We start from the raw sequence: 1,525 nt of genomic DNA on the forward strand, positions 1-1,525 counted from the left end.
TTGAAACAAAGTTTCGATCTAATCTATTCATTAACATCAATAGCTAATCTATATGGTTACACCATGGTGTAACCATATAGATTCTCATAGTTCAATAAAAAGGAAAAGCCATCGATGAAAGAAACTGATTGGCATCGTGCAGATATAGTAGCGGCATTGCATAAAAAAGGGCTTTCGTTATCTCAACTCTCTGTCGAAGCAGGACTCTCTCCTTCTACTTTACGCAATGCACTTAGAGCACCTTATCCTCGAGCAGAGCAAATTATTGCAAAAGCGATTGGTATTCCAGCTGAAGAAATTTGGCCTTCTCGATATCAAAAAGGTTAAAACACACACTAATTTTTGAGATAAATTGGATAATAAGGTGATGAATAAATGAAGAAGATAATTGTATTAACTAGTATTGTTTTACTATCTGGATGCGGTGATAGCAATGAAATTCAGCAAGTTAAAGATATGGTTACATATAGTGATAATACGATTACCATTGGTAATGCGTTTGAACATCGATCTATGTGTTTAGAAGTAAAATGGGAAAAAATAAAAGATACAAGAGAGCGTAATATTGTACGTTATACTTGCATGATTAACCCGATTGATGTTAACCAATATATCACGAAAAAAATTGATCCTATTGAAAAAAATATTATTCAATTTATTGACAACCAAGCTCTTTCTTTTAATGAAAAAAATCGAGAAAATCAAATTACTCTTTTTTATCTTTCAAATGGAGAAAAGGCTTTAAAAGCGCTATCAGAAAGCGAGTTATTAGGGAAGTATAATACGCTAAAAAAAGAGCTATCCGATTATCTTAATGCAAATTATCAAACTGAAAATATAAGACAATTTAAATTTTATGATGATTTTGGTTTAAAAAAATCAACGTTATTTGTCATTGAACCACAGAATGAAGGTGGCTATCGAGTAAGTGATTTATCCATTAATGATTTATTACAAGATCCTTACATCTCAGAAAAAATAAATCAAATTACTATTGTTCAGCAAGAGGTCATTCACTTATTTTCTGCCAATAATTCTGAAATTGATATCAATGATGATAAAGGCTTTGAGTGTGGATATCGTGATACATTCCCTTGCTTACCGAAAAAAATAATTCGCTCAGCATTTGACAATATATTGTTAAAGCAAATGCCTTATTCTTTAGCAACAGCTGAATTCAAAGAGAAAATGATTGAATATCAACAAACTCGTGTACCAATGGACAAAAGAGATAAAAATTTTGAAAATTTAAAAGGAAGCATCCATCAACGTATAGAACAAACAATACATCCATTCCAAGTACAACAAGTCAAGCAATTTGTCGATTTCTCTCTAATAAAAAATCAACCTCCTGCATTATCTGATTGTCATTTTATATTAATACACAATGATGGTAGTGAAACAGAAATAACTAATTCAAATTGTTTTGATATGGCTTACAGCTCAGAGTGGAATAACCAATATAGTAAAATGATAAATGATTTTTATAGCAAGTATATTCATCCTGAAATGAAGAAGCTAGCCA

Annotated in this window: 1 protein-coding gene and 1 pseudogene; both read left to right on the forward strand. The window is 30.9% G+C overall.

From position 1 onward, the window contains the following. Positions 1-114 precede the first annotated feature (114 nt). Positions 115-327: a helix-turn-helix domain-containing protein gene (locus ACWPWK_RS19005; RefSeq protein ID WP_197269626.1), complete on the forward strand. Its 213-nt coding sequence runs from the start codon at positions 115-117 to the stop codon at positions 325-327. Between the two features lie 48 nt (positions 328-375). Next, a pseudogene (locus ACWPWK_RS19010) lies at positions 376-1,525 on the forward strand (hypothetical protein); the annotation flags it as partial.

The organism is Proteus sp. Marseille-Q3619, assembly GCF_965283115.1.